General features: G+C 46.7%; 18 protein-coding genes. 16 read left to right on the top strand and 2 right to left on the bottom strand.

Going from position 1 to position 18,577, the window contains the following annotated elements:
- The first annotated feature begins 59 nt into the window (after positions 1 to 59).
- The 4 genes from ACZ5EJ_RS10975 to ACZ5EJ_RS10960 are packed head-to-tail and all read left to right on the top strand — an operon-like array spanning position 60 to position 2,692.
- Positions 60 to 1,361, top strand: coding sequence for a M16 family metallopeptidase (locus tag ACZ5EJ_RS10975; protein WP_464557076.1), 1,302 nt, complete (start codon positions 60 to 62; stop codon positions 1,359 to 1,361).
- A 14-nt stretch (positions 1,362 to 1,375) separates the two neighbouring features.
- Positions 1,376 to 1,930, top strand: a complete 555-nt coding sequence (rsmD, locus tag ACZ5EJ_RS10970) for a 16S rRNA (guanine(966)-N(2))-methyltransferase RsmD (RefSeq protein WP_464557075.1) — start codon at positions 1,376 to 1,378, stop codon at positions 1,928 to 1,930.
- Positions 1,923 to 2,417 carry a pantetheine-phosphate adenylyltransferase gene (gene coaD / locus ACZ5EJ_RS10965; protein ID WP_464557074.1) on the top strand — a complete coding sequence of 165 codons (495 nt, stop codon included), beginning with the start codon at positions 1,923 to 1,925 and terminating at the stop codon, positions 2,415 to 2,417. Before rsmD ends, coaD begins: the two co-directional genes overlap by 8 nt.
- A 5-nt stretch (positions 2,418 to 2,422) precedes the next feature.
- Positions 2,423 to 2,692, top strand: coding sequence for a YfhL family 4Fe-4S dicluster ferredoxin (locus ACZ5EJ_RS10960; protein ID WP_011635328.1), 270 nt, complete (start codon positions 2,423 to 2,425; stop codon positions 2,690 to 2,692).
- Here the strand turns inward: ACZ5EJ_RS10960 and ACZ5EJ_RS10955 are convergent.
- Positions 2,661 to 3,377, bottom strand: a complete 717-nt coding sequence (locus ACZ5EJ_RS10955) for a YggS family pyridoxal phosphate-dependent enzyme (protein ID WP_011635327.1) — start codon at positions 3,375 to 3,377, stop codon at positions 2,661 to 2,663. The genes ACZ5EJ_RS10960 and ACZ5EJ_RS10955 overlap by 32 nt on opposite strands.
- A 194-nt stretch (positions 3,378 to 3,571) precedes the next feature.
- Here ACZ5EJ_RS10955 and ACZ5EJ_RS10950 point away from each other — a divergent pair, with 194 nt between their 5' ends.
- On the top strand, positions 3,572 to 4,615 hold the full coding sequence (locus tag ACZ5EJ_RS10950; protein ID WP_011635326.1) for a type IV pilus twitching motility protein PilT: 1,044 nt from the start codon (positions 3,572 to 3,574) through the stop codon (positions 4,613 to 4,615).
- 12 nt (positions 4,616 to 4,627) lie between these two features.
- Complete coding sequence (locus tag ACZ5EJ_RS10945; RefSeq protein ID WP_011635325.1) at positions 4,628 to 5,764, top strand: PilT/PilU family type 4a pilus ATPase; 1,137 nt, start codon at positions 4,628 to 4,630, stop codon at positions 5,762 to 5,764.
- On the opposite strand, the gene mnmA is transcribed toward ACZ5EJ_RS10945, so the two are convergent.
- On the bottom strand, positions 5,765 to 6,850 hold the full coding sequence (mnmA, locus tag ACZ5EJ_RS10940) for a tRNA 2-thiouridine(34) synthase MnmA (protein ID WP_011635324.1): 1,086 nt from the start codon (positions 6,848 to 6,850) through the stop codon (positions 5,765 to 5,767). It lies immediately after the preceding gene.
- Between the two features lie 291 nt (positions 6,851 to 7,141).
- Between mnmA and ACZ5EJ_RS10935 the strand changes: the two genes are divergently transcribed.
- The 10 genes from ACZ5EJ_RS10935 to pheT all read left to right on the top strand — a co-directional run bounded on the left by ACZ5EJ_RS10935 (position 7,142) and on the right by pheT (position 18,450).
- Positions 7,142 to 8,854 (top strand): multiheme c-type cytochrome, encoded by a 1,713-nt coding sequence (locus ACZ5EJ_RS10935; RefSeq protein WP_464557072.1) that lies wholly within the window; start codon positions 7,142 to 7,144, stop codon positions 8,852 to 8,854.
- Positions 8,851 to 9,972: a hydroxylamine oxidation protein HaoB gene (gene haoB, locus ACZ5EJ_RS10930; protein ID WP_464556860.1), complete on the top strand. Its 1,122-nt coding sequence runs from the start codon at positions 8,851 to 8,853 to the stop codon at positions 9,970 to 9,972. The genes ACZ5EJ_RS10935 and haoB overlap by 4 nt, the downstream gene beginning before the upstream one ends.
- A 61-nt stretch (positions 9,973 to 10,033) precedes the next feature.
- Positions 10,034 to 10,741 carry a cytochrome c-550 CycA gene (gene cycA, locus ACZ5EJ_RS10925; RefSeq protein WP_011634831.1) on the top strand — a complete coding sequence of 236 codons (708 nt, stop codon included), beginning with the start codon at positions 10,034 to 10,036 and terminating at the stop codon, positions 10,739 to 10,741.
- A 2-nt stretch (positions 10,742 to 10,743) separates the two neighbouring features.
- Entirely contained in the window at positions 10,744 to 11,439 is a 696-nt protein-coding gene (locus ACZ5EJ_RS10920) for a NapC/NirT family cytochrome c (RefSeq protein ID WP_074456240.1), read from the top strand.
- A 286-nt stretch (positions 11,440 to 11,725) separates the two neighbouring features.
- Positions 11,726 to 13,633 (top strand): threonine--tRNA ligase, encoded by a 1,908-nt coding sequence (thrS, locus tag ACZ5EJ_RS10915; RefSeq protein WP_074456456.1) that lies wholly within the window; start codon positions 11,726 to 11,728, stop codon positions 13,631 to 13,633.
- 33 nt (positions 13,634 to 13,666) lie between these two features.
- Positions 13,667 to 14,212, top strand: a complete 546-nt coding sequence (gene infC, locus ACZ5EJ_RS10910; protein WP_074456457.1) for a translation initiation factor IF-3 — start codon at positions 13,667 to 13,669, stop codon at positions 14,210 to 14,212.
- 165 nt (positions 14,213 to 14,377) lie between these two features.
- Positions 14,378 to 14,575 (top strand): 50S ribosomal protein L35, encoded by a 198-nt coding sequence (gene rpmI, locus ACZ5EJ_RS10905; RefSeq protein ID WP_011635319.1) that lies wholly within the window; start codon positions 14,378 to 14,380, stop codon positions 14,573 to 14,575.
- Positions 14,576 to 14,586: 11 nt separating this feature from the next.
- Positions 14,587 to 14,946, top strand: a complete 360-nt coding sequence (gene rplT, locus ACZ5EJ_RS10900) for a 50S ribosomal protein L20 (RefSeq protein ID WP_011635318.1) — start codon at positions 14,587 to 14,589, stop codon at positions 14,944 to 14,946.
- Positions 14,947 to 15,033: 87 nt separating this feature from the next.
- Positions 15,034 to 16,053 carry a phenylalanine--tRNA ligase subunit alpha gene (pheS, locus tag ACZ5EJ_RS10895; protein ID WP_041353584.1) on the top strand — a complete coding sequence of 340 codons (1,020 nt, stop codon included), beginning with the start codon at positions 15,034 to 15,036 and terminating at the stop codon, positions 16,051 to 16,053.
- Between the two features lie 18 nt (positions 16,054 to 16,071).
- Positions 16,072 to 18,450, top strand: a complete 2,379-nt coding sequence (pheT, locus tag ACZ5EJ_RS10890; RefSeq protein WP_464557070.1) for a phenylalanine--tRNA ligase subunit beta — start codon at positions 16,072 to 16,074, stop codon at positions 18,448 to 18,450.
- Positions 18,451 to 18,577: the final 127 nt, after the last annotated feature.

The following is an 18,577-nucleotide window of genomic DNA, read 5'->3' as shown; positions in this document are numbered from 1 at the left end:
AAGCAATCCAGATGACGGAATAAATCAGTGTTTCCCTAAATTTACCGGGAAAGGGATATATGCGATTTTTACAGTTTTTGGTCATGTTCTGGCTGGGTATTCATGCGCAGTGGGCGTTGGCTTTTTTGCCAATTCAGCAGTGGCAGACAGCAAACGGGGTACGGGTTTATTTTGTTGAGAATCACGATTTGCCGATTCTTGATCTCAGCATTGAGTTTCCGGCAGGCAGCAGTACTGATACCGCTGCGACATCTGGGCGTGCGAGGCTGGTACAACGGTTGATGGGTATGGGCGCGGGTGGTTTATCAGAAGATCAGATTGCTGAAACACTGGCGGATGTCGGAGCAGAGCTGGGTGGAACATTTGATCTGGATCGAGCGGGTTTGTCATTGCGAACGTTGAGTCATCAGCAGGAGCGCATTCGTGCGCTGAATGTGCTGGCACAAATCATCCAGCGTCCGGAATTTCCTGAACAAATCTTGGAACGGGAACGTACGCGCATCATTTCTGCGCTCAAGGAAGCGGATACCAAGCCGGAAGTTATTGCAGACCGGACGTTAATGAAGCTGTTGTATGGCAAGCATCCTTATGGTTTGCGTGAATCCGGAGAGCCGGATACGCTTACCATGTTGAAACGTCAGGATCTGGTTGATTTTTACCGTACGCACTACACGGCTGGTAATGCAGTTGTCGCAATCATTGGTGATATCAAGCGTGATGAAGCGAATCATATTGCAGAGATGCTGACTGAAAATTTGCCCAGCGGAAAAACGAATAATAGCTTGCCAGCAGTCGAAAAACCGGAGCCGATAACCCGAAAAATTGCGCATCCGGCGACACAAAGCCATATCCAATTGGCTTATCCTGGGTTGAGCCGCAAGGATCCTGATTATTTTCCTTTGCTGGTTGGCAATTACATTCTGGGTGGGGGCGGGTTTGTATCTCGTTTGATGCAGACAATTCGTGAAACACGCGGGTTGGCCTACAGTGTTTACAGTGCTTTTATACCGTATCGGGAGAAAGGACCTTTTGAAATCGGTTTACAGACAAAGAAAGAGCAGGCAGAACAGGCTTTGCAATTAACGCGAAAGACACTCAGTGACTTTGTTGAGCAGGGGCCAACTAAGAAAGAATTACAGGCTGCCCGGCAGAATATTGTGGGGGGATTTCCCTTGCGTATCGACAGTAACCGGAAAATACTCGGTTACCTGGGGGTGATCGGGTTTTATGATTTGCCACTGACTTATCTGGAAGATTATGTCAAGGCAGTGGAAAAAGTGACTGTGGCACAGATTAAAGAGGCGTTCCAGCGCCGGATTGATCCAGCAGGGATGGTGACTGTAGTCGTGGGTGCAGAGTAGACTCCTGATTTTTCATGTTGCTAATGGGTAAAATTCGTATTATTGGCGGGCAATGGCGCAGCAGATTGCTCCAGTTTTCTGATGATAAGTTGTTGCTGAGACCGACGCCAGATCGTGTACGAGAAACATTATTCAACTGGCTGGAGCAGGATCTGACCGGAAAAACTTGCCTGGATCTGTTTGCCGGTAGTGGTGCACTGGGGTTTGAAGCAGCTTCGCGTGGAGCAAAACAGGTCACCATAATTGAGCAAAATGTAAAGACGGCGCACAATCTACGCAACGCTATTGAGAAACTGGCTGCTTCACAAGTGAAACTTGAGCATACCGATGCCCGGACATTTCTTGCATCCAACTCTGAGTACTACGATATTATTTTTGTAGACCCTCCGTATCAATCCGGGTTGCTGACTGAAGTATTGCCATTACTGCCTGCGAGGTTGAGGAAAAACGGGGTGGTTTATGCTGAAAGTAGTGACAAGTTATTGCCCGATAATACCTGGTTGATCTGCAAGCAAGGGCGAGCAAGCCATGTTTATTATTGCCTCTTGACTCTGAATCTTGATGGATAAAGTCATTTACCCAGGTACGTTTGATCCGATTACCCATGGGCATGAGGATCTGGTATATCGTGCGTCGAGATTATTTGGCAAGGTGATTGTGGCGGTTGCTGTCAGTAGTGGAAAAGCACCTTTTTTCTCGCTGGAAGAACGGGTGAAAATGGCCAGAGACGTGCTGGCCGGATATTCCAATGTTGAAGTAACGGGATTTTCTGGTCTGCTGATGGAATTCGCGCGGCAACAGGATGCTCATATCATCATTCGCGGTCTGCGTGCCGTATCTGATTTTGAGTATGAATTTCAACTGGCGGGCATGAATCGCGGCTTGTATCCGGACGTGGAGACCATTTTTCTGACGCCATCTGAACAATATATGTTTATCTCCGCCACGATCGTGCGTGAAATTGCCCGTTTGGGAGGAGATGTAAGCAAATTTGTGCATCCTCTTGTGATCGAGCGGTTACGTCAGAAAAAGATAGAAATGAATAATGGAGAGTAATAAAAATGGCACTGATCATTACTGATGAATGCATCAATTGCGATGTGTGTGAACCTGAATGTCCTAACCAGGCAATTTCACAGGGGGAGGAAATTTACGAGATTAACCCGGATTTGTGTACGGAATGTGTCGGACATTATGATACGCCGCAGTGTGTGGAAGTTTGTCCGGTCAGCTGCATTATTGTTGATCCGAACCGGGTTGAGGATCATGAGCAGCTGATAGAGAAGTATCGTTTTCTGACTACGGGCGCGAACCGAGCTCCTCAGGGATAGCGTAACGTCGTTGACCAAAAATTGCTGTGCCTATTCTGACCATTGTGGCCCCTTCCGCAATGGCGTTCTCCAGATCTTCTGACATGCCCATTGATAGCGTATCCAGGATAAAGCCTTTCTGTTTGAGTTGCTCGTAAACTTCTCGCATCATCTGAAATTGTTCGCGTTGCAGCGCAGTGACAGCAGTCAGTTCCGGCACGGCCATGATTCCGCGCAGTTGAAGTCGCGGCTGCTCACTGACAAAGGCTGCCAGTTCTGCGGCTTTTTCCGGATCTACTCCACTTTTAGTAATTTCTCCACTTACATTGACTTGCACGCAGACTTGCAGGGGAGGTAATGATTCCGGTCTTGCTGCTGAAAGACGAGTTGCGATTTTTTCCCGGTCAATGCCATGTACCCAGGAAAAATTCTCGGCAATCAGTTTGGTTTTGTTGCTTTGAATTGGGCCGATAAAGTGCCATTCGATTGGTAAATCGGCTAATGCACGAATTTTAACCAGACCTTCTTGCAGATAATTTTCTCCAAACACGGTTTGTCCCGCTTCCCAGGCTTCTCTCAACTTATCCGGTGTATTGGTTTTACTGGCTGCCAGTAACTGAATAGTTGCCGGGTCGCGCCCCACATTTTTAGCGGCATCAATAATACGGTTCTTAACATTCTGCAGGCGTGAGGCAATTGTAGTCATGGCGAATAGTGATCTAAATGAGTTGACAAATACGATGGATATTACAGGGAAAGTTTGGCTGATGTTCCCGAAATATATTTAATTCCGTGCGGTTTGATCCGTTCTAGATTGGATCGGCCCGGTGTGGCCGGAAATGACATCCAACGATTGTCATTGACCAACCAATATTCCACGAGGTAGAAGGAACACATCGGATGAACATAGTAGAACTACTCTCATTTGTGGTCAAGAATAGCGCTTCTGATCTGCATTTATCTGCTGGCATGCCACCCATGATTCGGGTGCATGGAGAGATTCGGCGTATCAATCTTCCCGCACTGGAGCACAAGGATGTGCATGACATGGTGTACGACATCATGAACGATAGCCAGCGTAAAGCTTATGAAGAACATCTGGAATGTGATTTTTCATTTGCTATTTCTGGTCTAGCTCGTTTCCGAGTCAATGCCTTCAACACCCAACGGGGAGCAGCTTCGGTGCTGCGTACCATTCCATCCAAAGTACTAACGCTTGAAGAGCTGAAAGCACCTAAGATATTTGCCGAGATCGCGCAACAGCCGCGTGGCGTGGTGTTGGTTACGGGGCCAACCGGATCTGGCAAGTCAACTACGCTTGCAGCCATGATCAATGATATTAACGAAAATCAGTATGGTCATATCCTGACTCTGGAAGATCCGATCGAATTTGTGCATGAAAGCAAAAAATGTCTGATTAACCAGCGTGAAGTCGGGCGAGATACGCACAGTTTCAGCAATGCACTGCGCTCTGCCTTACGGGAAGATCCAGATATTATTCTGGTGGGGGAAATGCGGGATTTGGAGACTATCCGCTTGGCGATGACTGCTGCGGAAACCGGTCATCTGGTTTTCGGCACGCTACATACCAGTTCGGCTGCCAAGACGATTGACCGGATTATTGACGTGTTTCCTGCTGAAGAAAAGGAAATGGTACGTGCGATGTTGTCTGAATCGTTGCGTGCAGTTATTTCCCAGGCGCTGCTGAAGACAAAGGATGGCAAAGGGCGAGTGGCCGCACACGAGATCATGATCGGTACACCGGCGATCCGTAACCTTATCCGGGAAGGGAAAGTGGCACAGATGTATTCAGCCATCCAGACCGGGCAGGGAGTCGGGATGCAGACACTTGATCAGAATCTGACAGATCTGGTGAAACGCGGTGTTATTTCGATAGCGGAAGCGCGCACCAAAGCGATGAACAAAGATAATTTCCGGGGTTAAGGGTAGAACATGATGGAAAAAGAACAGGCACTTAAATTTATGCATGATTTATTGCGACTGATGCTAAGCAAGAAGGCTTCAGACTTGTTCATCACAGCAGGCTATCCTCCGGCGATGAAAATAGATGGAAAAATGACACCGGTCACGCAACAGGCGCTCTCTCCTATACATACCGAAGCTCTGGCACGGGTCATCATGAATAATAAGCAGGCGGCAGAGTTTGAGACCAGTAAGGAATGCAATTTTGCGATTAATCCTGAGGGGATCGGGCGTTTTCGTGTTAATACCTTTGTCCAGCAACAGCGGACGGGCATCGTTTTGCGGACAATTACCACAAAGATCCCGGATTTCGATGATCTCGGGTTGCCACCGGTTCTGAAAGAGGTTGTCATGAGCAAACGCGGTCTGGTGGTTTTTGTCGGTGGAACCGGTTCGGGAAAATCTACCTCGATGGCGGCGTTGATCGGCTATCGCAACAAAAGCAGCTATGGACACATCATTACCATTGAAGATCCGGTTGAATTTGTGCATGAGCATATCAACTGCGTCATTACTCAGCGGGAAGTCGGGGTTGATACGGAATCCTGGGAAGCTGCGCTGAAGAATACGTTACGGCAGGCGCCTGATGTTATTTTGATTGGTGAAATCCGGGATCGGGAAACAATGGAACATGCCATTGCCTTTGCCGAGACCGGGCATTTATGCATGGGTACCTTGCACGCAAACAGTGCTAATCAGGCGTTGGATCGCATTATCAACTTCTTTCCGGAAGAGCGGCGTGCGCAGTTGCTGATGGATTTATCACTGAATATGCGGGCATTGGTTGCACAAAGGTTAATTCCCAAAAAATCAGGCAGTGGGCGGGTTGCGGCAATCGAGATAATGCTCAATTCTCCGTTGATTTCCGATCTGATATTCAAGGGAAATGTGCATGAAATCAAGGAAATCATGAAAAAATCAAGTGAATTGGGGATGCAGACCTTTGATATGGCGCTATTTGAACTTTACGAGAGTGGTGTGATTTCCTACGAAGATGCATTACGTAATGCTGATTCCGTGAATGAACTGCGACTGCAAATCAAACTGAACGGAGCAGAAGCAAAACGTATACATACAGAGACAAACATCGAAAATTTAACCATTACCTGATTACACACTGTCGGTAATGATTCCTCCTCCCAGGCAGACTTTGCTTTCATAAATTACTACAGATTGCCCGGGAGTGACTCCCCATTGCGGCGCTGCAAAGCCGATCTGACAGGAATCATGCTCAAGGCGGATGATTGCGCAAGGTGCATCCGTCTGCCGATAGCGGATTTTGGCTGCATAAACCCAGCTTTGATGGGGCGGTGCACCGCTGATCCAGGAGAGATCGGCGGCAGTCAGTGAAGAACGTAACAGTGCAGGATGATCGTGCCCCTGCACGACATATAACACGTTTGTTTGCATATCTTTTCCTGACACAAACCAAGGTTGCTCGCTACCTTCGCGAATACCGCCAATACCCAGCCCCTGCCTTTGCCCGATGGTGTAATACATTAATCCCTGGTGCTCTCCAACGATCTGACCGTCCAGCGTATGAATTTCGCCTGGGTCGACTGGTAAATATCGGTTGAGAAACTCACGGAAAGGGCGTTCGCCAATGAAACAAATTCCAGTGCTATCTTTTTTGGTTGAATTGGGCAGTCCGTGCTTGTGTGCAATTTTGCGTACCTCTCGCTTGTAGAGGTGGCCAATAGGAAAAATTGTGCGTGACAATTGTTGCTGATTCAGCCGGTAAAGAAAATAGCTCTGATCCTTGTTGCCATCTTCCCCTTTGAGCAACTGAAACTGACCGTTGATTTCATGTACCTGCGCATAGTGTCCGGTTGCAATCCAGTCAGCGCCCAACGCCAGCGCGTGATCGAGAAAGGCTTTAAACTTGATCTCACTGTTGCAAAGCACATCTGGATTGGGCGTGCGTCCAGCCTGATATTCTGCTAAAAACAGGCTAAAAACCCGCTCCCGATACTCAGCTGAAAAATTCACTGCTTCCAGCGGTATATCAAGGATATCTGCTACAGAAGCGGCATCGAGAAAATCCTTGCGGGAAGAGCAATATTCATCGGTATCATCATCTTCCCAATTTTTCATGAAAAGGCCTATTACATCATAGCCTTGCTGCTTGAGTAACAAGGCGGCAACTGATGAGTCCACTCCGCCAGACATACCTACAACTACACGTGATTTATTCATTCCATCAACCGAAGAAACAGATACAGCAATTCTACCTTGCTTCCGGGCCAGCGATAAATTATGCGGCCTTTATCTTGTGCCTGGATACTCGGAACAATGCTTAGTAGTTCGTATTCAGATTTTTGCCCCGGTACCGGCTTCTTAAAATCTTGACTTGTCTCTGATGAGAAAGTAGTCTTGGGGCGCTGTGATGTATAGAAGTGATTTTGGCTGGTTACCTGAGAGGGATTGGGGTAGCTGGTTATTGTTTGTACATTGGAAATACCGACAGGTAGATTACGGAGGAGAGAGATGAGATTAGGGGAGTATTTGAAGGGGATGCTGCTGTGTGCGGGCCTGTTGTTGATTGGGCCGGTACAGGCGGATATATCGACGGTGCCGGATGAGACGTATGAAGCATTGAAGCTGGATCGCAGCAAAGCCACGCCGAAAGAGACCTATGATGCGCTGGTGAAGCGTTACAAGGATCCTGCACATGGTGCTGGCAAGGGCACGATGGGAGACTACTGGGAACCGATAGCGCTTAGTATCTACATGGACCCGAGCACCTTTTACAAACCACCGGTTTCCCCGAAAGAAATTGCTGAGCGCAAAGACTGCGTTGAATGCCACTCTGATGAAACGCCGGTTTGGGTAAGAGCATGGAAACGCAGTACCCATGCCAACCTGGACAAAATACGCAACCTCAAGCCGGAAGATCCGCTTTTTTACAAAAAAGGCAAGCTGGAAGAAGTTGAGAACAACCTGCGCTCCATGGGCAAACTAGGAGAGAAGGAAGTGCTCAAGGAAGTAGGCTGTATTGACTGTCACGTTGACATCAACGCCAAAAAGAAAGCAGATCACACCAAAGACGTACGCATGCCTACAGCTGACGTTTGCGGAACCTGTCACCTGAGAGAATTTGCCGAGCGTGAATCCGAGCGTGACACCATGATCTGGCCGAATGGCCAGTGGCCTGACGGACGTCCATCCCACGCCCTGGACTACACAGCCAACATTGAAACCACCGTTTGGGCAGCCATGCCGCAACGTGAAGTGGCAGAAGGTTGCACCATGTGCCACACCAACCAGAACAAATGCGACAACTGTCATACCCGCCATGAATTTTCGGCGGCAGAATCCCGCAAACCGGAAGCCTGTGCCACCTGTCACAGCGGCGTGGATCATAATAACTATGAAGCCTACATTATGTCCAAGCATGGCAAACTGGCTGAAATGAACCGGGGAAACTGGAACTGGAATGTTCGTCTGAAAGACGCCTTCTCCAAAGGAGGTCAGACCGCACCGACCTGTGCAGCCTGCCACATGGAATACGAAGGGGAATATACCCATAACATCACCCGTAAGACCCGCTGGGCAAACTACCCGTTTGTTCCGGGGATTGCAGAAAACATCACCAGCGACTGGTCAGAAGCTCGTCTGGATTCCTGGGTTGTGACCTGTACCCAATGTCACTCGGAACGGTTTGCCCGCTCCTACCTGGATCTCATGGACAAAGGTACCCTGGAAGGGCTGGCTAAATACCAGGAAGCCAATGCCATTGTTCACAAAATGTATGAAGACGGCACCCTGACTGGTCAAAAAACCAATCGTCCGAATCCACCGGCGCCAGAGAAACCGGGTTTTGGTATCTTCACCCAACTGTTCTGGTCCAAGGGTAACAACCCGGCCTCACTTGAACTGAAAGTGCTGGAAATGGCAGAAAACAATCTGGCCAAAATGCACGTAGGACTGGCACACGTTAATCCAGGTGGCTGGACTTATACCGAAGGTTGGGGTCCGATGAACCGTGCCTATGTTGAAATCCAGGATGAATACACCAAGATGCAGGAAATGACAGCTCTGCAAGCGCGTGTTAACAAACTGGAAGGTAAAAAAACCAGCCTGCTTGACCTCAAGGGAGCGGGAGAAAAGATCTCGCTGGGAGGACTGGGAGGTGGAATGTTGCTGGCGGGAGCGATTGCTCTGATTGGCTGGCGTAAACGTAAGCAAACGCAAGCTTGACTGCTTCGTTGACACCAAACCGGCGCGCACAGTCGCGCTGGTTTGACCGACTCCTCCCGCCACTGGGGATTTTACTGGTGACGGGAGGTTTGGTTTTGCTGGGTGGGTATGCTTGGCTGCTGCTGACACCGGATGAGGCTCCCTATCGTTACCAGCTGGCTGCCACCGGCAAGGTGGACGACTATCCTGATCTGGAACTGGAAGCCTGGCCGGATCTGACCATCAACCAGTACGACATTCATCTGGAAGGAACGGATCAACCGATAGCACAAGCCTGGTTTGGTCAGCGTGCAAATCAACCGCAGGTATTACTCAACTGGAAGAACGAAACCAGAGAACCTCTGCTGGCGCTGGATCAGAAAGCTGCTGAACTCAGTGCGCTTGCAACGGCAATAGACAAATACGCCCCGCGAGATGCACTACTGCTCAGCTGGTGGGATACCTCACGCCAACTGGCCCTGTTGACCGGACGAGACGTACTGTTCCACAGCACACTGCACGAACCTCTGATTGTTCCGCCGGAATGGCAAGCGCATGCGCAAGCGATCCGCGCTTATGAAAACGAACAAACCGGCGCTGCGGCCGATCCACAGGAACGCGAGCTGTTTCTGCGTTTTACGCAAAGCCTGCTCAATCCGCTGGCCAGTGGCCTGGCTGATTTGCGACAACTGGCCGGTACACGCGATGCTTACCTGATCGTGCATATCAGCGACCTGTACAAACTGGGTCTGCTATACCCTGACAAATTTGGCATTGCCTACAAACCCTACCGCCTGACCGGTAACCTGCATGGCATGATCAGTCATGTCAAGACCGAGATGAGCAATCACGGCTACTACGCCTACACTGTGCAATCGTTATCGGACGAACTGATTCGCGCCTTCTTTCTGACAGATGAAGCCAGTTACCACACCCTGCTGGCCAGGCTGCTGCCATTTACCAGCCAACCTTCTCCGCTGGAGCTCACCTCTCCGCGATTGATCTACCAGCAAGGAGGATACTGGGTCTATCAACTGGCAGAAAAGGCCCCGGAGGCACAAACCCAGCACAATCTGCAACCCGCTCCGGATCATGATAAAACGACGGATTCAACCCATCTGACTGATCAGGTACAATGATGGTCGGCAAGACAAAAGAATCATAATCTGTGTTCAAACATCTAGGAAAAGAGGAGAGATCATGAAAATAATAATAGCCTGCGGACTGGTTGCTGCAGCCCTGTTCACCCTGACAAGTGGACAGAGTCTGGCAGCGGATGCTCCGTTTGAAGGTCGGAAAAAGTGCAGTTCCTGTCACAAACCACAAGCCCAGTCGTGGAAACATACTGCCCACGCCAAGGCGATGGAATCGCTCAAGCCCAATGTCAAAGTGGAAGCCAAACAAAAAGCCAAACTGGATCCTGCCAAGGACTACACCCAGGACAAAGACTGCGTAGGTTGCCACGTGGATGGATTTGGCCAGAAAGGTGGCTACACGATAGACTCCCCCAAACCCATGCTGACAGGCGTAGGCTGTGAATCCTGCCACGGGCCTGGACGTAAATACCGGGGAGATCACCGCAAGGCCGGGCAAGCATTTGAGAAATCGGGCAAAAAAGCGCCGCGCAAGACCCTGGCAAGCAAGGGGCAAGACTTTAATTTTGAAGAACGTTGCAGCGCCTGCCATCTGAACTATGAAGGGTCACCCTGGAAAGGAGCAAAACCTCCCTATACCCCGTATACACCGGAAGTGGATCCGAAATACACCTTCAAGTTTGACGAGATGGTAAAAGACGTCAAAGCCATGCACGAGCATTACAAACTGGATGGCGTATTTGACGGAGAGCCTAAATTCAAGTTCCATGACGAATTCCAGGCCAACGCTAAAACTGCCAAAAAAGGAAAATAGAGATGACTAGACTGCAAAAAGGATCAATTGGCACTTTACTGACAGGAGCTCTGCTGGGAATAGCATTGGTGGCTGTGGTTTTTGGTGGGGAAGCTGCGTTATCGACCGAAGAGTTTTGTACCAGCTGTCATTCCATGTCATACCCACAGAGTGAATTAAAAGAATCCACCCACTATGGTGCATTGGGGATTAATCCGACTTGTAAAGACTGCCATATTCCACAAGGGATAGAAAATTTCCACCTGGCAGTAGCAACTCACGTGGTTGATGGTGCCAGAGAACTTTGGTTGGAGATGGTCAATGACTACTCCACCCTGGAGAAGTTCAACGAAAGAAGATTGGAAATGGCACATGATGCCCGGATGAACCTCAAGAAATGGGACAGCATTACCTGCCGTACCTGTCATGTAAAACCAGCTCCTCCGGGAGAAAGCGCTCAGGCGGAACATAAGAAAATGGAAACGGAAGGAGCAACCTGCATAGACTGTCATCAGAATCTGGTGCATGAAGAAGCGCCGATGACAGATTTGAATGCAAGTCTTGCTGCAGGCAAGCTGGTATTAAAGTCGGAAGAGGGTGACGATGACGTTGATGACGAGGATGAAGAAGTCGAGGTGGAAGTTGAAGAAACTGAAACAGCTGACGACAGCGACTCCGCTTCCTCCAGCAACCATGATGACGATAGTGATGATGAGTAAAGTGCAATGTAATTAACACGCTATCTTATTGATGTAAACTAGGACCCGCGGAGATTAAGCTTAAAAACTTCGCGGGTTTTTTATTGACATAAATGAACTTAAGCTATTGGAACAGAGATTTAATAGGAGTGAATAGACTATCTCTGTAGGAATGATGACAAGATTCATGGTAAGACCTGATGATCGGTATTTGCTGATTAAATGGGTAAACCACAAAAATTTATTACCTTGAATTCGCGAATGGCTAGCTTAATATATATATTTGTTCAAGTGATGAGGTAAATAAGTGACAGTTGTTCGTTTGCCGGATGGCACAGACAAAGCGTTCGATTATCCCGTGACGGTGCTTGATGTTGCTGAGTCAATTGGCCCCGGACTTGCGCGTGTAGCATTGGCAGGTAAGTTGAATGGGAGGCTAGTAGATTTATCGGAGCCGATAGAGGTTGATAGTGATCTGGTGCTGATAACAAACAAGGATCCTGAAGGTCTGGAAATCATTCGTCACTCTTGTGCTCACTTATTAGCACACGCAGTAAAGGAATTATTCCCAAGTGCGCAAGTTACCATCGGGCCGGTTATAGAGGATGGGTTTTATTATGATTTTTCTTATGAGCGGCCTTTTACACCAGAAGATCTGGCAGCCATAGAGAAGAGAATGCAAGAAATCAGCAGGAGAAATCTGAAGATAGAGCGTAAGGTGTGGGATCGTTCAAAAGCAATTGGCTTTTTTAAGGATCTAGGCGAGCACTATAAGGCTCAGATAATTGCATCTATTCCGAATGATGAGCCTGTTTCACTTTATTCTCAGGGTGATTTCACAGATTTATGTCGCGGGCCGCACGTGCCGTATACATCAAGAATCAAAGTCTTTAAGTTGATGAAAATAGCAGGTGCTTATTGGCGTGGAGACTCAAAAAATGAAATGCTGCAAAGAATATATGGAACAGCGTGGGTAAGCAGCGAAGAGCAAAATAATTATCTTCGGCGCCTGGAAGAAGCAGAAAAACGAGATCACCGTAAACTTGGTAAACAGCTTGATCTGTTCCACATGCAGGAAGAAGCTCCGGGAATGGTGTATTGGCATCCCAAAGGATGGGCTATATGGCAGCAAATAGAGCAATATATGCGGCAGGTGCTGGCCAAGAATGGTTACGTCGAGATTCGTACTCCTCAGGTTCTGGACATATCGTTATGGGAAAAATCCGGACATTGGGAAAATTTCCGAGAAAATATGTTTATTACGGAGTCTGAGAGTAGGCATTACGCTATTAAACCCATGAATTGTCCGGGGCATGTTCAGGTATTTAATCAAGGGTTAAGGAGCTATCGTGATTTGCCGCTTCGACTGGCAGAGTTTGGTTCATGTCATCGAAATGAGGCGTCTGGTGCTTTACATGGGCTTATGCGCGTTCGTTCATTTACGCAGGATGACGCTCATATTTTTTGCACGGACGACCAGGTTCTAGAAGAAGTAACTAAATTCATTGATCTATTAAATCAGGTGTATATAGATTTTGGATTCCATGAAAACTTGATAAAACTTTCAACCCGCCCAGTCCAGAGAGTTGGAACCGAAGAACAATGGGACAGAGCTGAGGCCGCCTTGGCTGCAGCTCTAAATCAAAAGGAACTAAACTGGGAGCTGCAACCGGGTGAAGGGGCTTTCTATGGCCCTAAAATAGAATTTACATTGAAAGATAGCCTTGGACGTAAGTGGCAATGTGGAACTTTGCAGCTTGATTTCTCTATGCCAGCGAGATTAGGCGCAGGGTATATCGCAGAAGATAATACGAAAAAGATCCCAGTAATGCTGCATAGAGCTATTTTAGGATCTATGGAGCGTTTTATCGGAATTCTTATTGAGCATCATGCGGGCGCTTTGCCGGTATGGCTTTCTCCTGATCAAGTGGTTGTACTTAATATTTCTAGAAATCAAGCTGATTATGTTCAGTCAATCACAAATGAACTCAAACAAAATGGTATTCGCGTCAGCTCGGACTTGAGAAATGAGAAAATAAGCTATAAAATCAGAGAACATAGCTTGCAGAAAGTGCCTTATTTAATAGTGGTTGGCGATAAGGAAGTCGAAAATCAGACTGTTACTGTGAGAGGACGGTCAAACCATGATCATGGGGCGATGTCTCTTGAAGGTTTTGTTACCTTAATTCGGAAAGAGATGGCCGAAAGAGTGTAGTTAAGGGGTTTTTATGGATTTACGGAGGGTACCATAGCTCAAGAAAAGACTGTAAGGGTTAATGATGAAATCACGGCACTACAAGTCAGATTGATTGGCGTGAACGGTGAGCAGGTGGGGATAGTACCAATAGCTGAAGCAAAAGAGTTGGCTGAAGAGTCTGGTGTAGATATTGTAGAAATTGCACCAAGTGCGGAGCCTCCAGTTTGCAGGTTGATGGATTATGGAAAATATCTTTATCAGGAAAGCAAAAAGAAGCACGATGCCAAGCTGAGGCAAAAACAGATACAGGTAAAAGAGATTAAACTCAGACCCAATACAGATGAGGGTGATTATAGTATTAAGCTGCGGAATTTAATCAATTTCTTAAATGAAGGCGACAAGGTTAAAGTTACACTCCGGTTCCGTGGAAGGGAGATGGCGCATCAGGAATTTGGTATTAGACTGCTTGAAAGGGTAAGAGAAGAACTTGAGGAGCATGCCGTTGTTGAGCAGTTTCCTAGATTGGAAGGACGGCAGATGGTGATGGTTCTGGCGCCTAGAAAAAAAGAGGTGAAGGTGGCCAAATCTGATAAGTAGCGGGAAGCGGATACAAAAAACGAAACTGTAACTTAGTAAGTAGCGAATTATCTTGCTGCCGTAAAATATGTTCTTGCTGGTTTATTTAAAATAAGTGATATCAAGGTTTTAAAAGTTCTCTAATTAGAGACACCTTGGTTCATATTAAAAAGGAAGTGTTGCTTTATGCCTAAAATGAAAACTAAGAAAAGTGCTGCAAAGCGCTTTAGAATAAGAGCGGGAGGAAGTATAAAACGTTCGCAAGCGTTTAAACGACATATTCTCACTAAAAAAACAACTAAAAATAAGCGGCAACTAAGAGGTATGACTGTCGTTCATGCAAGCGATGTGGCATCTGTACGCGCAATGCTGCCTTACGCCTGAGGAGATAGATAATGCCAAGAGTAAAACGAAGCGTAACGGCAAGGGCACGACATAAAAAAGTACTTAAGCTGGCAAAGGGATATCGCGGTAGGCGGAAAAATATATACCGTATTGCAAAACAGGCTGTTATGAAGGCAGGGCAGTATGCTTATCGTGATCGACGTCAAAGAAAACGACAGTTTCGGGCTTTGTGGATTGCGCGCATCAATGCGGCAGTGCGAGAGTTAGGAATGACTTACAGCACCTTTATGAATGGGCTCAAGAAATCAGGAATTGGTCTTGATAGAAAAGTGTTGGCTGATTTGGCTGTGTTTGATAAAGCTGCCTTTGAAAAAATAACCAATCAAGTAAAAACTAGCCTGGCAAACTAAAAAACAGTTTGTATACAAATTTATCAGGGGAGGTCTGCACTATGTTAGCTCGACCTCCCTTTTTTATGAGTGGATCATTTCATTGCCATGAATAATCTGGAAGATTTGGTCAGTACCGCAATAAAATTATTTGATCAGGCGGAAAGTGTTGTTGACCTAGAGCAAATTAAGGCGCGATATCTGGGTAAAGCAGGGGAAGTTACACTTTTGCTGAAAAAACTCAGGGAACTGACCCCGGAAGAAAGACCGGTAATGGGAGAGCGAATTAATCAGGCGAAAAAGTTGTTGGAAGATGCTTTGACTGAACGCCGAAATGTAATTCATGAGAAAAATATGTCGGCTCGTCTGGCTGAGGAAAGTTTGGATGTGTCTTTGCCTGGGCGTGGATTCGGGTTAGGGGGGGAGCACCCGGTTACGCTAACACTAACTCGTATTGAGTCGCTGTTTCATTCGATTGGATTTGATATTGCAACTGGCCCTGAAATCGAAACAGATTTCTATAATTTTACGGCACTAAATATTGCCGAGAATCATCCTGCGCGTGCTATGCACGATACTTTCTATATTGAAGGCGGGAAGCTGTTGCGAACACATACATCGCCGGTGCAGATTCACTATATGCAAAATCACCAGCCACCTATAAAGATTATTGCTCCTGGACGGGTGTATCGCTGTGATTCTGATGTAACTCATACGCCAATGTTCCATCAGGTTGAGGGGCTGTGGATAGATGAAAATGTCAGTTTCTCTGCATTAAAGGGTGTGCTGGTGGAATTTATGAGAAATTTCTTTGAAAAGGATAATTTATCAGTAAGATTCCGTCCCTCTTTTTTCCCTTTTACCGAACCTTCTGCTGAAATGGACATTGCATGTGTAATGTGTAATGGTAAAGGTTGTCGAGTTTGCGGTGAAACTGGTTGGTTGGAGGTGCTTGGATGCGGCATGGTACATCCTAATGTCATGAATCATGTTGGCTTGAATAGTGAAGAAAATATTGGATTTGCTTTCGGGCTGGGTGTCGAACGTTTAACTATGTTGCGTTATGGAGTTAATGATCTGCGTCTATTCTTTGAAAATGACTTACGTTTTCTGAAACAATTTAATTGATGCTCTAGACTTGTAGTTATGAAATTTCCCGGGAACTGGCTACGTAAATTGGTTGACTACCAATGCTCTGATGAAGAGCTGGCACACAAGTTGACTATGGCTGGATTAGAAGTTGAGAGTGTGGTGCCGGTTGCTCCTTTTTTTGACAAAGTGGTCATCGCAGAGGTGATGTCTGTTCAAAAACATGCAAATGCCGATCGGCTAAGAGTATGTAAGGTGGATGTGGGAAACTATTCTGATGAACCTTTACAAATCGTTTGTGGGGCACAGAATGTTACAGAAGGAATGAAGACCGTATGTGCCTTGATAGGTGCACGGCTGCCAGAATTGAATATATGGCAAGGTAAGATACGCGGTGTGGAATCTTTTGGCATGTTGTGTTCTGCAAGAGAACTCGGGTTGGAAAGTGAGGCTGACGGACTTATTGAACTTCCAGATGATGCGCCTGCAGGTATCAGCTTTAGAGAATATGACGGGTTGGATGATAGTATTTTTACCCTGAAATTGACGCCTAATCGAGCTGATTGCTTGGGGATGTTCGGTATTGCTCGCGAGGTCGCTGCTATTACTGCTGGCAAACTCAATTTGCCAGAAATTAAACCTGTTAATCCTGAAATTGCAGATGTTCTGCGAATCCGGGTTGAAGAGCCTCAATCCTGCCCGCTTTACTGTGGTCGTATCGTCAAAGGTATCATCACCAGCACACAAACTCCTCTGTGGATGAATCAGTATTTGGTGCGGGCTGGTTTGCGTCTGATTAATCCGGTGGTTGATATTATTAACTATGTCATGCTGGAAACAGGTCAGCCGATGCATGCTTTTGATCTTGCTAAGATTGAAAAAGGGGCAGAACAGGAGATCCGTGTGCGCTATGCCGTTGCAAATGAACGCTTACGACTGTTAAACGGTGAATGCCTTGATTTGCAAGAAGATCTGTTAGTCATAGCTGATAGTAGCAAACCTTTGGCATTGGCTGGCATCATGGGTGGCAGTGAAAGTGGGGTAGAGGGAGGCACAACGGATATTTTTATCGAGAGTGCTTTTTTTTCGCCGGCTGCGATTAGTGGCAAGTCATTTAAATTGGGTTTTAGCTCGGATTCCTCGCATCGATTCGAACGAGGGGTGGATTTCTCCATGACGCGTAATGCACTTGAGCGTGCCACTGCGCTGGTTTTGGATATATGTGGGGGGAAAATAGGCCCAATAGTAGAGGTTAGTAACGATTTGCCGCGACGAGATGCGGTCGAGGTTCGTCAAAAGCGCATAGCAAAGATCCTGGGAGTGGATTTTGGGATTGAACTGATATCAGAATATTTCCGGAGATTACAATTTGGTCACTCTGTTAGCGGCGATACGTTTTATGTAGTGCCACCTGCATCGCGCTTTGATTTAGTCATCGAAGAAGATTTTATTGAAGAGCTTGCGCGTATGCATGGATATGACCTGATTCCCGCGCAGTTGCCCAAGGCATCGGCACATATGCTAACGGAACCAGAAATTGGTATTGCGCCTGTTAAGCGATTGCGTCAAATTCTGGTGGCAAGGGATTATCAGGAGGTTATTAATTACACATTTGTAGACACTCAGTGGGAAGCAGATCTTTGCGGAAATAACTTACCGGTAAAACTGAAGAATCCAATTGCAAGTCATATGGATGTTATGCGTAGCAGCCTTTTTGGCGGATTGATCAACAATCTACAATTTAATCTGAATCGCAAGCAAAGTAGGGTTAGGATTTTTGAGATAGGTTCCTGTTTCAGCAAGGATAATGATGAAGAAAAAGAGGTAGAGAATCTGGCCGTTCTTTGTTCAGGGAATGTGCATCCGGAGCAATGGGGTGTTACGGATCGGGATGTTGATTTTTATGATGTCAAAATGGATGTTGAGTCCTTATTCTGGCCAAGAAATATTGATTTCGAGTCGGCTGTTCATCCGGCATTACATCCAGGAAAATCAGCCAGAATTCTGATTGACAAGAGTCCGATTGGCTGGATAGGAGAACTTCATCCTCGTTGGCAGAGAAAATATCATTTATCACAATCTGCGATCCTATTTGAATTGCAAATAGAAGCTCTTGCTAGTGACTTGCTGCCGATGATGCAAGTACTCTCAAAATTTCCACCAGTAAGGCGTGATATTGCGGTGGTGGTAGAGAATGAGGTAAGTATGGCCAAGTTACTGGAAGCAATGAACTCAGAAAAAGATAAAAGCGTCAGTGAGATATCTTTATTTGATTTATATAGTGGTGAAAATTTAGAGCAAGGGAAGAAGAGCCTTGCTTTCCGTATTTTGTTGCAAGGTACTGAAAAAAACCTTACAGATCAGGAAATCGATCAAGCAGTAAATGGGCTGATCAATGTTCTCGGTCGAAAGTTTGGTGCAACACTACGCGGCTAGTTGGGAGTTCTGTCCGCTGAGACTGGCCGGCTGAATTGGTGGGAAGAACGTTTTTTTTCCTGAGTTCTTCGCGGTATAGATTTGTCGTGTATTTCGAAATCATGAGCGATTGTCTTCACTCTTTCAC

The sequence above is a fragment of the Nitrosomonas sp. TNE100 genome (assembly GCF_055387135.1).
Note: the sequence above shows the minus strand (reverse complement) of the source record. Positions and strands in the feature narration are given on the sequence as shown.

What these genes read in the sequence shown, in the direction of transcription:
- rpmI (WP_011635319.1), top strand. Translation starts at nt 14,378, where the DNA reads ATGCCTAAAATGAAAACTAAGAAAAGTGCTGCAAAGCGCTTTAGAATA.
- cycA (WP_011634831.1), top strand. Translation starts at nt 10,034, where the DNA reads ATGAAAATAATAATAGCCTGCGGACTGGTTGCTGCAGCCCTGTTCACC.
- ACZ5EJ_RS10955 (WP_011635327.1), bottom strand. Translation starts at nt 3,377, where the DNA reads ATGACTACAATTGCCTCACGCCTGCAGAATGTTAAGAACCGTATTATT.
- coaD (WP_464557074.1), top strand. Translation starts at nt 1,923, where the DNA reads ATGGATAAAGTCATTTACCCAGGTACGTTTGATCCGATTACCCATGGG.
- ACZ5EJ_RS10960 (WP_011635328.1), top strand. Translation starts at nt 2,423, where the DNA reads ATGGCACTGATCATTACTGATGAATGCATCAATTGCGATGTGTGTGAA.
- mnmA (WP_011635324.1), bottom strand. Translation starts at nt 6,850, where the DNA reads ATGAATAAATCACGTGTAGTTGTAGGTATGTCTGGCGGAGTGGACTCA.
- ACZ5EJ_RS10945 (WP_011635325.1), top strand. Translation starts at nt 4,628, where the DNA reads ATGGAAAAAGAACAGGCACTTAAATTTATGCATGATTTATTGCGACTG.
- ACZ5EJ_RS10935 (WP_464557072.1), top strand. Translation starts at nt 7,142, where the DNA reads ATGAGATTAGGGGAGTATTTGAAGGGGATGCTGCTGTGTGCGGGCCTG.
- pheT (WP_464557070.1), top strand. Translation starts at nt 16,072, where the DNA reads ATGAAATTTCCCGGGAACTGGCTACGTAAATTGGTTGACTACCAATGC.
- pheS (WP_041353584.1), top strand. Translation starts at nt 15,034, where the DNA reads ATGAATAATCTGGAAGATTTGGTCAGTACCGCAATAAAATTATTTGAT.
- ACZ5EJ_RS10920 (WP_074456240.1), top strand. Translation starts at nt 10,744, where the DNA reads ATGACTAGACTGCAAAAAGGATCAATTGGCACTTTACTGACAGGAGCT.
- ACZ5EJ_RS10950 (WP_011635326.1), top strand. Translation starts at nt 3,572, where the DNA reads ATGAACATAGTAGAACTACTCTCATTTGTGGTCAAGAATAGCGCTTCT.
- rplT (WP_011635318.1), top strand. Translation starts at nt 14,587, where the DNA reads ATGCCAAGAGTAAAACGAAGCGTAACGGCAAGGGCACGACATAAAAAA.
- rsmD (WP_464557075.1), top strand. Translation starts at nt 1,376, where the DNA reads ATGTTGCTAATGGGTAAAATTCGTATTATTGGCGGGCAATGGCGCAGC.
- ACZ5EJ_RS10975 (WP_464557076.1), top strand. Translation starts at nt 60, where the DNA reads ATGCGATTTTTACAGTTTTTGGTCATGTTCTGGCTGGGTATTCATGCG.